Origin of the sequence: Rossellomorea sp. GAMAL-10_SWC, from assembly GCF_049568075.1 — a bacterium.
Taxonomy (GTDB): Bacteria; Bacillota; Bacilli; order Bacillales; family Bacillaceae_G; genus Gottfriedia.
This window is the reverse complement of sequence record NZ_CP144911.1, coordinates 374333-391514: the sequence shown is the minus strand read 5'-3', so window position 1 is coordinate 391514 and position 17182 is coordinate 374333. Positions and strand designations below refer to the sequence as shown.

Below are 17182 nucleotides of genomic sequence, written 5' to 3'. Positions count from 1 at the left end.
GAAACCAATACGCCTTATTAATTTTTTTGAGTCTGAAAAACATTCATTTTTGAAGCAACTATTTCAACGATACGGTCTCCAACTTCTGATGTAGATGATACCCCACCTAAATCAGGCGTTAAGAATTTTTTTTCAATTAATAATTCTTCAATTGCAGTAAGAATTACCTTACCATACTGCTCATACCCTAAATAATCGAGCAATTGGCTTGCTGACCAAATTGCTGCAAGTGGATTCGATAACTGTTTTCCAGATATATCGGGTGCTGAACCATGAATCGGTTCAAACATTGATGGATATTCTCTCTCTGGATTTATGTTTGCTCCAGCTGCAAGACCTAAGCCTCCTGCGATGGCCGCACCTAAATCAGTTAAAATATCACCAAATAAATTAGAAGTCACTACTACCTCAAATCGTTTCGGATCTTTAATCATAAGCATAGCAGCTGCATCAACAAGATAAGAGTATGTTTTTACCGAAGGATACTCTTTACTCACTTCTTCAAATATTTGATCCCAAAAAACCATTGAGTAATTTAAGGCATTACCTTTACTAATACTTGTTAATGTTTTCCCTTGTTTAAGGGCTACTTCAAAAGCATATCGTATGATTCGCTCCGTACCTTTTCGAGAAAAGACACTATTTTGTAAAACCACTTCATGTTCTTTTCCTTTATAAAGCCAATCACCAGCTCCTGCATATTCCCCCTCTGTATTCTCTCGGATAAATAACATATTAATATCTTCGGTTTTCATATTACTTAGAGGGCACGGTGCCCCTTTTAATAGAGTAACAGGACGTATATTTACATATTGATCAAAGCTTTTTCGAATTTTTAATAGCAAGTCCCACAATGAGATATGATCAGGTACACCAGGAAATCCGACAGCTCCTAAATAAATTGCTTCAAACTCTTTTAATCTGTCAATTCCATCATCATCCATCATTTTTCCGTATCGTGCATAGTATTCACAGCCCCAAGGAAAAGACGTAAATTCGAATTCAAATGAATCATCGAGACTAGCTATTTTATTTAATACTTTCACGCCTTCATTAATCACTTCCGGTCCAATTCCATCCCCTGGAATAACTGCTATTTTATGTGTTTTCATACTCTATCTCCTACCTTACTAAATTCTGTTTTGATTCCAGACAATTAGCTTCAACTCTGTCATTTCTTCAACTGCAAACTTTATACCTTCTCTTCCAGTACCACTTTCCTTTACACCACCATATGGCATATTATCCACTCTAAATGTTGGGATATCATTAATGATGACTGCACCTACATGAAGTTCATTTGTTGCGAGTAATGCATTCGATACACTTTCCGTATAAATTCCAGCCTGTAATCCATAGCGTGAATTATTTACTTTAGAGATAGCTTCCTGAATCGATTTCACTTTGTTAACCGTTACAATTGGAGCGAAAACTTCCTGACATGAAACTTTTAATCTAGATGTACAATCAGCAATTATTGTAGGCTCTAATATATTCCCTTGGGTTTTACCACCCGCAAGAATAGTTGCATTGCTTTGTTTTGCCTCTTCAATCCAGTTTAACGTTCGATCTAATTCGTCCGGTGAAATTAATGAAGATAGATAGGTTTCTTGGTCAAATGGATTACCAAGTTTTAATTTCTTAGTTGCCTCTACGAATCTGTAAGTAAACTCATCATAAATCTCTTCATGAACAAAAATTCTCTGCAATGAGATACAGACTTGACCTTGATTTGAAAAAGCACCCATTATACAGCGATCAATAATTTCATCGACATTAATATTTTTATCAATAATGACGGCAGCGTTGGATCCAAGTTCAAGCGTTGTTTTCTTAAGCTTTGCTTTACTTCTAATATTAATCCCAACACTAGTACTCCCGGTAAATGTAATCATGTTTACTCGGTCATCTTCTACAATCGTGTCGCCTACCGTGCGACCTGGACCCGTTACAACATTCAATACACCGTCTGGTAAGCCAGCTTGCTTGAATAGCTTAGCAATAAAAAGTGCTGAAAGTGGCGTTTGAGATGCTGGTTTTAAAACAACTGTATTTCCCGACGCAATAGCTGGCCCAACTTTATGAGCTACTAGATTCATAGGAAAATTAAACGGAGTAATTGCTCCAATTACACCAATCGGATTTCTTACTGTATATCCTACTCTTCCTATACCACCAGAAGCAGCATCGAATGGAATTGTTTCTCCATGGATTCGCTTTGCTTCCTCCGCTGCAAATTTATATGTTTCTATTGTTCTTGTTACTTCTCCCCTTGAAAACATTATTGGTTTCGCAGTTTCCTTTGTAATTATTTCAGCAGCTTCATTAAAATTTTCTTTTAATAACTGAACGACATTTTCAAGAATTTGTGCTCTCTCAAATGCTGGAACTCTAGCAAACTCATCTTTTGATTGATATGCTGCTTCAATTGCCAGTTCTGTTTGTTCTTTAGTTGCAACAGCAATCTCTGATATTACTTCTCTAGTATAAGGAGAATACAAGTTTGAATACTCTTTTGTTTCTACTTCTTCTCCATTAATAAATAAATATTTTTTTATCGGACTTATTTTGTTGATCATCATTCTTCCTCCAGTGCCCTTAGGACAGTCTCATGGAACTGAACAATTGCTTTCTCTGAAGATGAATAAAAGCCTTTATTAAATGCTCGTGAACGGAATCCAACTTGTTCTAATTCAACTAGCTCAACATCTTCATTTCGTACTACTTCAGCAAATTCAACTAAGTCTTTTTCTTCTTGTGTTAAATTTTCATCTCTAAAGTAGTATGTGTAGATTCCAAGAGTTGTCTCATGATCGATAGGGACCATTTGGATCGTAGCAATATTTCCTGGGCCTGGATAAATAGTCATCATTAAATTTGGCCATAACCAATAGAACGTGCCACCTTGCATTTCTACTTCATTAAAATCTAATGAACCCATTTTCTTATTCGCTTTCACAACCGATCCTTGAACAGAATAATTTTGACATGTAATAATTTGATAGTCCTTCATATCTAACGTAGCAACAAAGCTTGGGTGAGCTACATGACAGTGATCACATTCTAAATAATTATCAATAAATGCTTTCCAGTTCGCTTTAATAATTCTAGATTTACTGCTCGTTCTTTTTAATTCACTTAAAAAAGAAAATTTACTTAGCTTTTCAAAAAAGTCACCGTATGTCTCAATCAATGACGTAGCCTGATCATCTAAATTAACGAAAATAAATGACTCAGCAATTTCCATCCTTACAGAACGTAAACAAGCATTTGATACACAAGCTAGATCTTCTCCTCTAAAATTAGGAGCTTTATTTAATTTACCATCTAAATGGAAAGTCCATCCATGGTAAGCACATTGTAGAATTTTTTTATTTCCACTTTCATTTTTCTCTAGCTTAGTTGCTCTATGTGGACAAACATTATAAAAAGCTTGAATAACCTCATTCTTATCGCGTGTTACAAGAATCGGTTCACCAGCTACTTCAGCTGTAAAGAAATCCCCTACATTTTCTAATTGACTAATATGTCCAACTAACTGCCAAGACTTTGAAAAGATCTTTTCTTGCTCTTGCTCTAAAACCTTTGGATCAGTGTATAAATCATAAGTTAGTGTTCTTTCGAAAATTTCAGTCGTTGCATTTTGTACTTTGTTAAAAGTCATTTGTTTTAACCCCTCTCATTTCCCTATTTTCTACCCCTGTATCTTTTATTTTGCAATATCTATGCCAAAATTAAAAAATACCTATAAATCAACATTTACTGATTCAAAACGACTCAAGCTAATAAAATAAGTGAACTGAAAACAATTCAATTGAGTTGTTTCCAGTTCACTTATCACTCACTCGAGCAATCTTAAGATCTAACATTTCAAATTGCTCTTATAAAGGTGGTAATTTAATTTTCGTTCTATGTTTCCATCATCCAAAGATAGCAATCATTATGCGATTTTCATGGCTGTCGTATCCTCTCCATTAACTTAACATAGAGTACCAAAATTAAGGTTAATTGTGCCCAAAAATAAAAAACTCGTTATTTCTCACGAGTTTTTCAGCTTATCTTATTGGGCTTTAAAGACTTTGAATAAATAATAGATGCATTATTTTTACTAACTATCTCAATAATACCAATTTCCTGTATTTTCCCTACAATCGTATCATTTCGATATAAACAATAATTATACGCTTCTACTAGTTTATCCGGTAACAATCTATTAGCTAAAGTACAATGCGGAATCCACTTTTCAGGAAGATAGATAGACATTGGATTATCATTAAAATGTTTAAACTGATTATGAAAATTCTTATGAAACTCAATTAAATTTTTAGTAATATGCGGTGAAAAATACAATATGCCTGTATTTAAAAATGATCCAATTGAATTAAAACTAATATCTATTTCCGGCTTATTTTCATAAAAATCATCTAATTGTTCAATAAACCTTTGCTTATCTAAGCTATGATAACTTGCTAAAGTAATGTGGGGTTTTCGATCTACTACTTCATCAGCATAGAAAGAAATCGATTTTTCTCTTAACTCTGTCCAAATATCTTTAATAATTTGTTCGGTTTTTGCATCAAATAATGCTACAACTCCGTACATCAATCTTCCCTCTTTCTAAACTTATACTAGATCCATATGCATAATAAAGAGCTCACCTTTTCTCCCCATTACTCTAATTCCTTTATCAATAAATCCGCTCTTTAAATAAACATGCTGTGCAGTAATATTTTTATGATTGACTCCCAAAATAATTTCATCTCGCTTGGGGAAATTCGCTTTTACAAAAGAAGGCAATAAATGTAAAGAGTGTTTCGCAATCCCTTTTCCTTGAAAATTTGTATCAACAGAAAAAGCCCTTAATAGAATTGCATTTTTATTATCACTATATTGTCTAACTCCATCCCAACCATGTAAAACAAAAAATCCTGCAACATCATTGTTACTCAAAATTAAAATCGCATGACGCTCAGCCTCTATTACACATTTTTCTATATTCTCTATAGGTAGACCAGTAAATTTTAGATGCTCATCAGCTAGAAAATAGTTTTTTAATTGATCATCATATTGATCATTATAAAATTGTAATGAAATAGTATTTGTCGGTAATAAAGAATTAAACATGAAAATACCCTCCAATAAAAATAGAATTATAAGAATAGTACAACAATTATAATCGTATTTCTACAGTGTTTTTTTACTAGATCATTAAAATTCTTAAACAACTATATTGAAATCATGGAGGGTTAAAACCTAATATGTATCCAAACCACTTCTTTAGTGGTTTTTCCTCGATAGTTTTCTTAAATAAAAAACCTATATTTGCTCAAATGGTTCGGGATAATTTTGCTGAAAATACGATAATAAATCACTTTTTTTAAGAAGGAGATTCAAACAAATTTGCTGGCTAATCGCAGATTTAAATACAAGTTTATTGCAAAACTGGCACTTTTCCTTTTCAATAAATGCATGTTTAATAGACAAAGGGAAAATCGTCTTTTGTTTTCCAGCTAATAATATGTAGCTTTGATGTTTAACAGAAAAGCTTATTTTATAACCGTCGTATCCTGCAAGCTTACTAATTACCACGTTTTGAATATCTAAATCTTGAATCACCATGTGTAATAGCACCTCCGTTTTCAACAAAATATATGACGAAATGCTATTTTTATGTCTCATTATCGTTAAATATTTTCATAAAAAAATAAAAACTACCCAAAAAGTAGTTTTTTATCACGATTTCTTTATTAATTTATTATTTTACTGTGGTCGACGATTGTCAAAAGCTATTTTATGTCTGATTAAAATTGTTCAGAATAATGTTCTTGGAAATAAGCTAATAATTCTTTTCTTCTATTAAATAATGTTGGACAAACTTGTTGACTAATATTTGAAGCTAAAACTAGTTTATTACAAAGCTGGCATGTTCCTTTTTCATTAAAAGTGTGAATTAGAGACAAGGGAAATAATATATTTGTTTTACCGACTAAAAATACATACTGCTGGTGATTAATCGAAAATCTAATTTTATAGCCTTTATAATCCGTATGTTTTGCAACTTGTACGTTTTCAATATCAAGTTCAAGCTTTGTCACTTTGACTTGCACCTCCAATTAAAGAGTAGGATTAAGATTTTAATAGACTTTTTTAAGTTTATATTTCCTGACAACTTGTCTAATCTATATTATTAGTTTACTTAACAAAACTTTCTTAAATCAATAATCTTATCTGTATTTACTAAAAACTATTTCAGCTTTTTCACTTTGATGAATAATAAGAGTTTCATATTCTCCCTTGTTTTTTTAGTAAATTTTGAACAAAATTTACTTTTCCGGAAAAATTTGACACTAATTAAGTGAAGATTCCTATCATCTTATGTTAGAATTTAAACTAAATGTGATCTTACATTTTAAATAATTTAATTACCAAGTTCATGTAATCTTAGATTTGCCCTTACTATTAAATGAGGTAAGGGATTTTTTCTTTGTTATTTCAGTTATTGGTTAGAGGGAAGGTTAGTAATGAAATCAAAATCAGCAAGTACCTTATTAAAGTTAAATTTGAAAGGAGAAAGAAACAAAAAGCGAACATTAAACTCTTTGGCATTAGTTGGACTTGCTTCAACATTAACAATGCAAATTCCATATAATACTACTGCAGCTGCAGCCTCGATTGATTCCAAGAAAACTCTGCAATCTAGTAATCTTTATTCAAATAATACTATTAGTACATATAAATCAACCGGTAATGGTGTCCGCGTAAGATCTGGAGGTGGTACCTCTTATCAGATTTTAGGCAGTGTTAATAAAAATCAAAAACTAGATGTCATTTCATTGTCTAATGGTTGGTATAAGATAAAATTTAATGGGTCAACAGGATATATTAGTGCTTCTTATGTTGGAAAAATCACCGAATCGAATAATAGTAATAATAATCAAGTGGGCAGTTCTGGTAACTACATTTCTACTGGTAATGGTGTCCGCATAAGATCCGGCGCTGGAACAACTTATCAGATTTTAGGTAGTGTTAATAAAAATCAAAGATTAGATGTGATCTCAGTTTCTAATGGTTGGTATAAAATAAAATATAATGGGGTAACTGGATATATTAGTGCTTCTTATGTTGGAAAAGTTACCGAATCGAATAATAGTAATAATAATCATGTGGTCAGTTCTGGAAACTATATTTCTACTATTAATGGTTTACGCGTAAGATCTGGGGCCGGAACTTCTTATCAGATTTTAGGTAGTGTTAATAAAAATCAAAAACTAGATGTCATCTCATTATCTAACGGTTGGTATAAGGTAAAATTTAATGGGGTAATAGGGTATATTGGTGCATCTTATGTTGAAAAAGAGACAGGTTCAAATACGACAGATTCAAACAAAGTTGATTCAAGTCAGACAGATACAAATAAAGTGGATTCAAATACCTCTCAATCATTTGATGTACAATCTTTAATCACCTTATCTAAAAAGTATTCAGGTGTACCATATATTTGGGGTGGGGAAAATCCATCAGGTTTTGACTGTAGTGGATATATTTCCTATGTATTCAAAGAATCTGGATTGTCACTTCCTAGAACAAATGTTGCAGGATATTGGTATAATAGTTCAAATTTAAAAACTGTAGATGACTTTCAACCTGGAGATTTAATCTTTTTCCAAAACACTTATACTTATGGACCGTCCCACATGGGTATAGTGATTAATGATAATGAGTTTATCCATGCAAGTAGTAGTTCAGGCGTAACTATTTCTAAAATAAACAATTCATATTGGAACCAACATTTTTTAGGATTTAAAAGATTTAAATAGATATTGCAAACACCTTACTAAAAAACACCTATCATGGGTGTTTTTTAGCTTGTTGACATAAAACAAAGTCTAATACACATAATCTGCTCATGATATGTAAAGTTGCCAAATGGTGATCATTACTTACTCAAGTTAATGAGGAACAATAATTGCTAAATCTTGATTATTCCTTACTCATAGCGGGTTTATGAGGAACTATAATTCCTATATGTTGGTTTTTACTTCCTCATAGAGGGTTCATGAGGAACTATAATTCCTAAATGTTGGTTTTTACTTCCTCATAGCGGCTTCATGAGGAACTAGTTTTCCTAAATGTTGGTTTTTACTTCCTCATAACGGCTTCATGAGGAACTATTTTTCCTAAATGTTGGTTTTTACTTCCTCATAGTGGCTTCATGAGGAACTATAATTCCTATATGTTGTTTTTTACTTCCTCATAGCGGCTTCATGAGGAACTATTTTTCCTAAATGTTGATTTTTACTTCCTCATAAACGGTTTCATGAGGAACTATTATAGCAAAACAATGATACTCACAACTAATTCGTGAGTTAGTATAAAATTAAAACGTTAATTATAACTTACTCATAACAGGTTGTAATGGACATCAGCAACAAATACCTACTAATTGACCTACTCATTTTTCATCAACAAAAAAACACCCATCACAGGTGTTTTTTTATTAATTACGTTCAATGATATCCTTTAATTCAGACCAACAAGTAATACGTGGGATGTCCAACCCTCGATTATATGAAGTGTCTTTCACGTAAGCTTTTAAAGGTAATTCTGATAGTGTGTTCAATATTTCTGGTTTATCATCAAAATAGAAATCTAAAGCTAATTCTTTTATTATATGAATTTTTTCAGAATCTTTCATTCCACAATAAAATCGATCTTGATGAACTGGAAATCCATTCTTTAATAACCATTCTTTTGTTCGTTCACCATATTCTTTATTTCTTGCAGTCACATAATAAATTTCGTGTCCCTGCTTTTCTAATTCTTGTAATGTTTCAACAGCATATGGAAATGGAGGACATGTAGTAAAATATGTCTCTTCTAGATTACTCTTCCACATATTGCTTCCTTCTTCAGCCGTTAAGCCAAAAGGTTCATGAATTTCAACAGTTTTTAATTCATTGTAAGCTTCTATAGGAATGTTTTTATTTAATTTTTTATTATAAATGTGAAAAGCATGCTGTCTTAAATCAATTAAAGTATCGTCTATATCGAATCCGAATTTCATTCTAAAAGTCCTTCCTCATGAAGTAGTATATTTTGGATAGCCTATGAATTTATAATCAGGACCAATTTTCGTTAATTCGATTTCTTCAAGTTCAATCGCTTGTGCCATCTTATCAAGTCCAGTACCTTCTAAAAATGTAGGTGCATTTTTTCCACCTATTAATTTAGGAGCTAAATAGACAATCACTTTATCAACTAAATTTTGACTCATAAAGGAAGCATTCACTTCTCCACCACCTTCTACTAATAAAGAAGAGATTGAATGTTCACCTAGAACTTTTAGCATTTCGTTTAAATCAACTCGACTTAGATCGCTCGTAACAAATACTTTAACACCTAAGTTTTCTAATTCACTTCTTTTTTGTTCAGAGTGTTTTTGACTTGTGAATATCCATGTTTCAGCTTGCTGATCGGTTACTACTTTTGATTCTAAAGGAATTTTTAAAGTTGAATCTAGAATCACTCGTACTGGATTACGTCCGTTTGGAATTCTAGTTGTTAATTCTGGATTATCTTTTAATACTGTGTTAACACCAACTAATATCGCGCCAATTTCATTTCTTAATTGATGAACATCATTTCGAGCTTCCGCTGAAGTGATCCATTTACTATCAGAAGAATGGGTAGCAATCTTCCCATCTAATGTAGACGCTGATTTCATTACGACAAAAGGAATATTTTTAACAATATATTTGTTAAATACTTCATTCATTTTGATCGACTGCTCTTCACAAACTCCAATGATTACTTCAATTCCCGCATCTTGAAGAATTCTTACTCCTCTTCCTGCAACTAGCGGATTTGGGTCTAATGTAGCAACAACAACTTTTTTCAAGCCTGCACGTACAATCGCCTCTGCACACGGACCAGTTCGTCCATGATGAGAGCATGGCTCAAGCGTTACATAAATTGTTCCACCTTCAGCTTTATCGCCCGCCATTCTAAGCGCATTAATTTCAGCATGAGGTTCACCGGCCTTTAGGTGAGCACCAATTCCAACAATTCGATTATCATTTACGATTACAGATCCTACTAGTGGGTTGGGGTCGGTTTGACCTTTCGTAGCCATTGCATTTTGAATAGCTAAATTCATATAAAATTCATGATTATTCACTTGTACGTCCTCCTTTAAAATGACCAGAACGAACAATTTTAGTCTCTAAATACTTTTCGTTATACTTTGATTTGTCTCCCCATAATTGAATTCTTCCAGATACATTAGCTCCAGATTTTTGAAGGGCATCCAATTTTCTTGGGTTGTTTGTAATTAAAGTAACCGGTTTTGAGCGAAGCGTTTTTAAAACACGAATAGCATCTTCGTAGTTTCGTGCATCATCCACAAAACCAAGCTCTTCATTTGCCTCAACAGTATCAAATCCTTGCTCTTGGAGAACATACGCCATAGCTTTACTAAATAAACCGATTCCTCTTCCTTCATGATTTGCTAAATAAAATAATGCACCTGATTCATTTGAAGAAATCATTTTCATTGCTTCTTTTAATTGGAATCCACAATCACAACGTTTACTTCCAAAAATATCACCTGTATGACAAATACTATGCATTCGAATTAGAGCATCCTCTGTATTCTCAAAGTCACCATAAACTAATACGCTTGATTGTTGCATTTCTGCTAAATTTGATGAAGCTAATTTACTAATAATTTTTTCAGTATTATATGAACCATCGCTACAAAAATCTCCTTCGATATCCTCACAGCGTAGCCAACAATACCATTGAAAAAGGACTGTTTCTCCATCTAAATTTACTGGTAGTTTAATTGGTCCAACTAAGTAAATTGATTTATCGTTATTTTTTATTACATTAATTTTCTCTTTTAATAAAGAAACTACTTTTTCGTTGATCATAAGGTTTCCTCCTGTTTTCTTACACAATTTCATATTGATATCATATATTTCTTAATTTTTACTTGTACATTTTTAAACTTTAAAGGCATTCTTATAAAGTCACATCAAAGTGATGTTTAAAAGTACTTTCCTGTGTTAGTTGTTGCTTTTGTAAGCTTTCAACTTCTCCTCGTCTAGCATATTCAAATTTCTTTAACACTATTGTACTAGTATCTTTGTTTTGAATAGCATCTTGTATGATTTCTGCTAAAGTATCAGCATCTTTCATCGCAATATTTACACCAAGCGCTGCAGTAGGACTCATAGTGTGTGCCGCATCACCCATTATAATTAAGCCGTCTTTTACCCATGTTTTGCTACGGCTACTTTGAACATTTAATAATACAAAATCGTTCCAAGATTTTATATTTTCTTGAACAGTTTCAGTCAGTTCTGGAAATGCTTCGATTAGCTGATTTACAAAAGGATTAAAAGATTTTTTTCTTAAGTTCGGAAAAGAACCTTCATCTATATTCCATCCAATTTGAATAAACCCACCTGCTTGAGTAAACAAAGCCAATTGTTGTTTATTTATCAACGTTAATCTAACTGTAGGATCCCAACTTACTGGTCTTGGTACTTTAGCCCAAAGTAGATCGTATCCATGTTTTATAATATCCGTGTGTATTTTTGCTAATTTACGGATTGTTGAAAATCGACCGTCGGCACCAATTATAACCGAACTATTAATTGTTATTTCAGCACCATTTTTTATTGCTTTAACACCAATATAGCGTCCATTTTGATCTTCTATTAATTTAGACACACGTGTGCCCATCAAAAGCTTGAAGTTTTCATATTTATTTGCTTCTTTTAAAATAACATTTAATAAATGATTTTGTGGAACATGAATACCAACGTGTTTTGAACCTTGTGATGGAAAAATACTTTTTATTATTTTATTATGATTCCAATATTCAACACGATCCATTAGCAGCAGTCCGTATTCTTTAACTTTTTCATAAAGATGATGTTTTTTTAATATTAGTTCACCATCAGAATTTAGATGTTCCCCCCTAAATTCTTTATCAATACCACTATGTCGTTCCACAAGAACAGTTGAAATATTATTTTTAGCAAGCAAATATGCTAATAGTGCACCACCCGGCCCTGCACCTACAATACATACATCTGTATTCATATTCATGTTGTTTTGCCACCTATTTATAGACATTAATTATTTTTCTTAAAAAACTATTTAGTTACTTTATGTAAGTAAGTTTAATTTAGTAATAAAGTTACGTCAAGTAATAAATTTATGTATGGTAATCTTGTTATTAATACAAATTTAGTTATAATATGGATATAGGTGAGGTGGTTTTAAATGGATTTTTCTTTATTATGCCCACGGTTTGAAAAAAGCGTAGAGTTAATTAGTAAACGCTGGGCAATTCTTATAATTTTTCAACTTCTTTCTGGATCACAAAGATTTTGTACGATCGAATCAACTTTGCCAATTAGCGGGCGCGTTCTTTCAGAAAGACTAAAAGATTTAGAACAAGCAGGTATAGTAAAACGAGATGTTTACCCAGAAACTCCAGTTCGAATCGAATATTCTTTGACAGAAAAAGGACTGGCTTTAGAACCAGTAATTAAGGAATTAATGAAATGGTCGCAAGATTGGACAACACTCGATTAAAAATGGTTTTTGTTTTTTGCTTCGCCTGTTGATTATTTTTTAGAATTCAAATAAAAATAAAGGGGTGTCGCATCGGTTGAATTCTAACTATGGGACATCCTTTTTTAATACAATAAAAAGGTTGCCTCAAAAGTACTTTGACTAATGAGGCAACCCTTATTAACAGTAAAATAAATTTCTTACTCTACTCAAAACTTGTTCGTTTATTGAATACCTAATTCACTCTTAATCGCATCAATTGTCTTACCTTTTGATTTCTTAATTGGTTTTGGCGCGTTATCTACAGCTGGGTTTTGCATTAAGTAATTCTTCGCTTTGACATTTTATTGTAATCCTAATTGACTCTTAATTGATTCTAATGTACTTCCTTTATAATTTTTAACTGGTTTTGGTGGTGCTGGAACCCAAGGATTTTGCATTAAGTAATTCTTTTCTACGAATGCAAGGTCTTTCGCGTCAACCGTTCCATCGAAGTTGATATCTGCACTACGTTTGTTTGTTCCCCAATATGTTTGGATTGCTAGTGCGTCCTGAACATCGATTACATCGTCTTTATTTACATCTCCTGCAGTTGCATATGGAGTACTTTCTACACCTACTCTATATGATGTACCGTATACCTCGTCATCTAAACCAAAGTAAGCGTTAATTCTTGAATATCTCGTTGTAAAATGACCTGGTATATCTTGGATTAATGTATAATCATCTTTTGATGGATCCAGTCCTGCAATATCAAATGACCCATTTTTTGCGACTATATTTGTTTTTACTACTTTTCCATTACTATCAATTACTGTTAAGGTTGGCGAAATCTTTGAGTAATCTTTTGAATAATCATAATTACCCTTAGCATCTAAAAATCCTTGTGCATGAATATAACCTTGGAATTCAGTTTGATTATTTAAGATCGCGATTGGCGAAACGTTTGAAAAAACATTAGTTGATACATTATTTATATCTGTAAATTGTGAAGTAACTGAGCTAAATGAATAAGCATTTTTTGGATCCAATGGTTTAGGAATTTCAATTGTTAAATCAACCATTGGTAAATCACCATTTACTCCAGAAGTTCCATTAAAGTTAACAGTAACATCTGATGAAATTGTACTTCCTGATGTAGTTTGTTTAACATCTAATGTGCCACCAAGCTTTTGTGCAGCAGGATTTAATGAAATTTTCGTAATTTTTGTCCCTGGAGTATCAGAGAACTTATAATTTGCCTTCGCTAGTTTACTTACATTATTTGCATTTAATGTCATCGTTAAAGTTTCACCTGGTTTTACAAATGCTGCATTAAATTTTGTCGGTTTATTTGCCTCAACAAAAACATATGGTGTATGTTCATTTACAAAATAGTATTGCTTTTGAAGATAACCATTCGTTGCTTCGTCCATCCCTTCAAATTTAACACTTAGAACACTTTGGTTAGGTAACATCGCAATATCATCGGATGCATTCCCCTCTTTATCTAGCGTCAAGTTACCATTTGGTAACCAAGAGTTGTAAGAATAATAAATTTGATTTTGTGTTTGATCTGCAGCCATACCAGCTGCTTTTTTTACATCTACATTATCATCAGTAATCTGAGCTGTTACACCTAAAGTATCTTGACCATCTTTATATTCGACAATTTGTTTACCAGGTACTTCACCCTCCACATGCATATTCCATTTAGGTTTTGTACCGTCCACAAATAAATTTTGACTTACTGTATACTGTTTTCCATTATCATCTGTACCAATCATTTTTAATACATATTGCCCCGCTTTTGGTACTACAAGATGATCTTGGTTTGTATCAATTGGATTATCCGGATCATTTGTAAATGGATAGTAAAATCCGAAATATACGAAAGGAAGTGAAATATCTACACCTTCATTAAATGCTACTCCATCATACGAATTAACAACACCAAGATCTTTGCCAGTTTTTGCATCTGAGATCACGACATCAATTGATCTCATATGTGATTTTAAGGCAATGTTAGCAGCATCAGTTCGATTCCATTTTTGACTACTTTGACTAAGCGATTCAGGCACTGATTGTTTATACAATTTAAAGTAATCAAATCCTTGCTCAACGTAATGAACACCAAATGGAATACGATATGTTTCTGATGGATTATCTTTGTTTGTATACACTACATATCCTTCGTAAATTCCTTTTTCAGCTGTCTTTGGAATAGTTAATGTAATAGCCGTTTTCTTTTGGCTAATTCCTTTTAATGTAACTGTCGATGGAGTTTGAACAGTTACCCCATTCGCTACTGCATCCTTTGAACCACGTAAGTTTGATTGGAAATCAACTTTTACATCAAATGTTTTTGACTTTTCTCCTCTATTCATCAAAGTGATTGTGCGGTTATCTGAATAGTCATTTCCATCGAATGATACATTTCCGAAGCTAAGTGCTCCTGTTTCTTCATTGATTTGTTTTTCTTTTCCATTAACGATTGTTGGTGTTTTTTCTTGCACTTTAATTTCAATTGTTGAATGGATTGCATTATATGGATCAATTCGTCCTGCACCTTGTTCAAATACACTGTATGGCTTACTTAACGAATCTGCAGTATTCATTAAAATCGCTTTGATATCTTCTGGTTGTAAATTATAATTAGCTTGTTTTAATAATGCTGCAACACCTGTTGTAAATGGAGTAGCCATTGATGTACCTGACATACGCTGATATGCATTTTTATAATCTGTAGGATTGTTTGGGTTGTTTATAAAACCTGGTACTGTTGATAATACACTTACACCTGGAGCTGTAATTTCTGGTTTAATATCATAATTTAATCTTGAAGGTCCTCTTGAACTGAAGTCAGCTAATGTATCGCCCTGAGTTTTCGCTTCACCTATGTCAGTAAATGTAAAGTTAACAGATCCTGATTGTAGCTTTTGCTTCAAAGCAAGACCATCTGCGTTAGATAATGAGAACGTTGGAATGAAATTTACACCATCGCCTAAAAAAGTTGGAATTTGGCCTTCAGTTGGATTGTTATTGTACATAAGTACTGCTGCAGCACCTTGTGATTTAGCAACCGCAATTTTAGAATCTAATGTATAAGTTCCACGACTCATTAGAACAATTTTACCTTTTACATCTTTACCAGCGTATGCTTCTCCTAGATTTACATCTACAACCGAATTCGTTACACCTTTTAATTTTGAAACATCATCCCCAGCGCCTTTTGCCATTAAAAGTAAAGATGCCGTTACATTATCGATCGCACCTTTCCCTCCAAGTGTCGTAATTGGTACACTGCTTGCGCCTACAGTTAATGCTAAAGCAGCCGTTCCTGGAGAACCTAACGTATACATCTTATTTCCTGCGTTTCCAGCAGCAACTACTGCAGTTACACCATTTAATACTGCATTATTAATCGCAATGCTTTCAGGAAGTAGTGGGTCATTATAATTTGCACCTAGTGAGAGATTCATAACATCCATTCCGTCTGCAACTGCTTGATCAATTCCTGCGATGATATTATCAGTCGTACCGCTTCCACCTGGTCCTAATACACGATAAACATAAAGATCAGCATCTGGTGCAATACCAGTTGTTGCATCTTCACTTTCATTTTTTCCTTGCCCTACAATCGTACCTGATACATGAGTTCCATGTTCAGTTACATAATTTCCAGCTCCAGAAGCTCCGTACGGTTTACCTGCTTTTACATAATCAGCATAAGTAGTTTCCATTGGGTCATTATCATTATCTACGAAATCGTATCCACCTTTAAATGCAGCTTTAATATCTGGATGGTTATAATCAACACCTGTATCAATAACAGCTACTTTTACTCCTTTACCTGTATAGCCTTCTTGATGTAATTTATCAATTTGTAAGTAAGAACGCTCATCAGCCATTCCTTTACCTGTTGAATTTGTAGATGAATCTTTCCCTTCAACTGGAAGCTCTGATTTCACTGTTACATCGCTATAAATAGCTTGTACAGCTGTTGATTTCATTAAATCATTTAGTTTATTTGCAGGTACTTCTAAAGCTACCCCGTTAAATGCATGTTTATATTCACGTTTTATTTTATATGAGCCATCAGATTTTGTTTTAAATAGAGAACTTATGTCCGATTTAAACTTAGTATGATCTGCATCCGCATTGCTTGCTGCTTCTGAATCTGATAAAGCTTGTCCTTTTAAAGCAGATTCTAATACAGCAATTTTCTCTGGCTTTTGTTTAAATGAAACAATGACTGAAACAGATTCAGGACTATTTAGATTTACATTTGAATCAAGAAAAAGACCTGATTGATCAGTCGTTGAAATCTTTTGTAGAGCTTCTCTTTGTTCTGGAGTTAATTTAGCTAAAATTGTTTCTGCATTTGAGACAGCATCAGCTTTCGTTACATTTGAAACATGACTTAAAGAACTTAAAATAAAACTAGTAGATAACGCAGCTACTGTAAGGCTTTTTGCAATTTTACTTTTACTCATTCTCTTTAACATACTCTTCCCCCATTTATAGTAAGATTCGCAAAATGAAGTTATTAATAGTAGAGGAACCTTGAATCTAAAACTCTAGTTTTTATATTCTAAAAATCCATCAACCTAAT

General features: G+C 32.9%; 14 protein-coding genes. 2 read left to right on the top strand and 12 right to left on the bottom strand.

Annotated elements, in window-relative coordinates; translation table 11 throughout:
* Positions 1 to 17: 17 nt before the first annotated feature.
* From V5E38_RS01835 to V5E38_RS01805, 7 genes are all read right to left on the bottom strand, one after another.
* Positions 18 to 1112, bottom strand: a complete 1095-nt coding sequence (locus V5E38_RS01835; protein WP_387328563.1) for a tartrate dehydrogenase — start codon at positions 1110 to 1112, stop codon at positions 18 to 20.
* A gap of 18 nt (positions 1113 to 1130) precedes the next feature.
* Positions 1131 to 2579, bottom strand: a complete 1449-nt coding sequence (locus V5E38_RS01830; RefSeq protein WP_499211987.1) for an aldehyde dehydrogenase family protein — start codon at positions 2577 to 2579, stop codon at positions 1131 to 1133.
* Complete coding sequence (locus V5E38_RS01825; RefSeq protein ID WP_499211986.1) at positions 2579 to 3664, bottom strand: aromatic ring-hydroxylating oxygenase subunit alpha; 1086 nt, start codon at positions 3662 to 3664, stop codon at positions 2579 to 2581. The genes V5E38_RS01830 and V5E38_RS01825 overlap by 1 nt, the downstream gene beginning before the upstream one ends.
* 386 nt (positions 3665 to 4050) lie before the next feature.
* Positions 4051 to 4602 (bottom strand): 2'-5' RNA ligase family protein, encoded by a 552-nt coding sequence (locus tag V5E38_RS01820; protein ID WP_499211985.1) that lies wholly within the window; start codon positions 4600 to 4602, stop codon positions 4051 to 4053.
* Positions 4603 to 4623: 21 nt separating this feature from the next.
* Entirely contained in the window at positions 4624 to 5124 is a 501-nt protein-coding gene (locus tag V5E38_RS01815; RefSeq protein ID WP_499211984.1) for a GNAT family N-acetyltransferase, read from the bottom strand.
* A 192-nt stretch (positions 5125 to 5316) separates the two neighbouring features.
* Entirely contained in the window at positions 5317 to 5619 is a 303-nt protein-coding gene (locus V5E38_RS01810; RefSeq protein ID WP_499211983.1) for a hypothetical protein, read from the bottom strand.
* A 182-nt stretch (positions 5620 to 5801) separates the two neighbouring features.
* Positions 5802 to 6095, bottom strand: a complete 294-nt coding sequence (locus V5E38_RS01805) for a hypothetical protein (RefSeq protein ID WP_499211982.1) — start codon at positions 6093 to 6095, stop codon at positions 5802 to 5804.
* A gap of 426 nt (positions 6096 to 6521) precedes the next feature.
* Here V5E38_RS01805 and V5E38_RS01800 point away from each other — a divergent pair, with 426 nt between their 5' ends.
* Positions 6522 to 7817 carry a C40 family peptidase gene (locus V5E38_RS01800; protein ID WP_499211981.1) on the top strand — a complete coding sequence of 432 codons (1296 nt, stop codon included), beginning with the start codon at positions 6522 to 6524 and terminating at the stop codon, positions 7815 to 7817.
* A gap of 680 nt (positions 7818 to 8497) precedes the next feature.
* Here V5E38_RS01800 and V5E38_RS01795 read toward each other — a convergent pair.
* The 4 genes from V5E38_RS01795 to V5E38_RS01780 all read right to left on the bottom strand — a co-directional run bounded on the left by V5E38_RS01795 (position 8498) and on the right by V5E38_RS01780 (position 12117).
* The gene (locus tag V5E38_RS01795; protein WP_499211980.1) at positions 8498 to 9064 is read right to left on the bottom strand and encodes a 5' nucleotidase, NT5C type; all 567 of its coding nucleotides are present in this window, start codon (positions 9062 to 9064) and stop codon (positions 8498 to 8500) included.
* A gap of 15 nt (positions 9065 to 9079) precedes the next feature.
* Positions 9080 to 10177: a bifunctional diaminohydroxyphosphoribosylaminopyrimidine deaminase/5-amino-6-(5-phosphoribosylamino)uracil reductase gene (ribD, locus tag V5E38_RS01790; protein ID WP_499211979.1), complete on the bottom strand. Its 1098-nt coding sequence runs from the start codon at positions 10175 to 10177 to the stop codon at positions 9080 to 9082.
* A complete protein-coding gene (locus V5E38_RS01785; RefSeq protein WP_499211978.1) occupies positions 10170 to 10931 on the bottom strand; it encodes a GTP cyclohydrolase II in 762 nt (253 codons plus the stop codon). The genes ribD and V5E38_RS01785 overlap by 8 nt, the downstream gene beginning before the upstream one ends.
* 91 nt (positions 10932 to 11022) lie before the next feature.
* The gene (locus V5E38_RS01780; RefSeq protein WP_499211977.1) at positions 11023 to 12117 is read right to left on the bottom strand and encodes an FAD-dependent monooxygenase; all 1095 of its coding nucleotides are present in this window, start codon (positions 12115 to 12117) and stop codon (positions 11023 to 11025) included.
* A gap of 177 nt (positions 12118 to 12294) precedes the next feature.
* Between V5E38_RS01780 and V5E38_RS01775 the strand changes: the two genes are divergently transcribed.
* Positions 12295 to 12609, top strand: coding sequence for a winged helix-turn-helix transcriptional regulator (locus tag V5E38_RS01775; protein ID WP_499211976.1), 315 nt, complete (start codon positions 12295 to 12297; stop codon positions 12607 to 12609).
* Between the two features lie 323 nt (positions 12610 to 12932).
* On the opposite strand, the gene V5E38_RS01770 is transcribed toward V5E38_RS01775, so the two are convergent.
* Positions 12933 to 17075: a S8 family serine peptidase gene (locus V5E38_RS01770; protein WP_499211975.1), complete on the bottom strand. Its 4143-nt coding sequence runs from the start codon at positions 17073 to 17075 to the stop codon at positions 12933 to 12935.
* Positions 17076 to 17182 lie beyond the last annotated feature (107 nt).

Coding starts and splice junctions, on each gene's coding strand:
- V5E38_RS01770 (WP_499211975.1), bottom strand. CDS start 17,075: ATGTTAAAGAGAATGAGTAAAAGTAAAATTGCAAAAAGCCTTACAGTA.
- V5E38_RS01825 (WP_499211986.1), bottom strand. CDS start 3,664: ATGACTTTTAACAAAGTACAAAATGCAACGACTGAAATTTTCGAAAGA.
- V5E38_RS01795 (WP_499211980.1), bottom strand. CDS start 9,064: ATGAAATTCGGATTCGATATAGACGATACTTTAATTGATTTAAGACAG.
- V5E38_RS01830 (WP_499211987.1), bottom strand. CDS start 2,579: ATGATCAACAAAATAAGTCCGATAAAAAAATATTTATTTATTAATGGA.
- V5E38_RS01810 (WP_499211983.1), bottom strand. CDS start 5,619: ATGGTGATTCAAGATTTAGATATTCAAAACGTGGTAATTAGTAAGCTT.
- V5E38_RS01780 (WP_499211977.1), bottom strand. CDS start 12,117: ATGAATATGAATACAGATGTATGTATTGTAGGTGCAGGGCCGGGTGGT.
- V5E38_RS01835 (WP_387328563.1), bottom strand. CDS start 1,112: ATGAAAACACATAAAATAGCAGTTATTCCAGGGGATGGAATTGGACCG.
- V5E38_RS01820 (WP_499211985.1), bottom strand. CDS start 4,602: ATGTACGGAGTTGTAGCATTATTTGATGCAAAAACCGAACAAATTATT.
- V5E38_RS01815 (WP_499211984.1), bottom strand. CDS start 5,124: ATGTTTAATTCTTTATTACCGACAAATACTATTTCATTACAATTTTAT.
- V5E38_RS01775 (WP_499211976.1), top strand. CDS start 12,295: ATGGATTTTTCTTTATTATGCCCACGGTTTGAAAAAAGCGTAGAGTTA.
- V5E38_RS01785 (WP_499211978.1), bottom strand. CDS start 10,931: ATGATCAACGAAAAAGTAGTTTCTTTATTAAAAGAGAAAATTAATGTA.
- V5E38_RS01800 (WP_499211981.1), top strand. CDS start 6,522: ATGAAATCAAAATCAGCAAGTACCTTATTAAAGTTAAATTTGAAAGGA.